This is a genomic window from Gilvimarinus gilvus (genome assembly GCF_030518155.1).
Lineage (GTDB): Bacteria > Pseudomonadota > Gammaproteobacteria > Pseudomonadales > Cellvibrionaceae > Gilvimarinus > Gilvimarinus gilvus.
This window is the reverse complement of the sequence record NZ_JAULRU010000479.1, coordinates 1-403: the sequence shown is the minus strand read 5'-3', so window position 1 is coordinate 403 and position 403 is coordinate 1. Positions and strand designations below refer to the sequence as shown.

At 56.6% G+C, this 403-nt stretch carries 1 protein-coding gene; it reads left to right on the top strand.

Translation table 11 applies throughout. The features are described from left to right. Positions 1-142 precede the first annotated feature (142 nt). Positions 143-403, top strand: a 261-nt coding sequence (yajC, locus tag QWI17_RS08985; protein ID WP_302722175.1) for a preprotein translocase subunit YajC, incomplete at its 3' end; no start/stop codon positions are given.

The following is a 403-nucleotide window of genomic DNA, read 5'->3' as shown; positions in this document are numbered from 1 at the left end:
GATGGCCGGTTTACGCGAGGCCATTCATCAGGGTAAATTGGCCGCCTTTGTCGACGCCTTCTACGCCAAGCGCGGGCTTCCGGTTCCGCCCTTGGACTGACTGTCTGCATCCATTATTAGAAAATTACATTAGGAGTGCCCAATGAGCTTCTTGATCCCCGCCGCATACGCGGACGCTGCAGCACCTGCCGCCGGCCCAGCCGGTACCGGCTTCGAGTGGATTTTCCTGGTCGGTTTCCTGGTCATCTTCTACCTGATGATCTGGCGCCCACAGGCCAAGCGTGCCAAAGAGCAGAAGAACCTGCTGAGCAACTTGCAAAAAGGTGACGAAGTTGTCACCAACGGCGGTATCGCCGGCAAGATCGTCAAGGTTTCCGATGACTTCGTGGTACTGGAAGTGTCC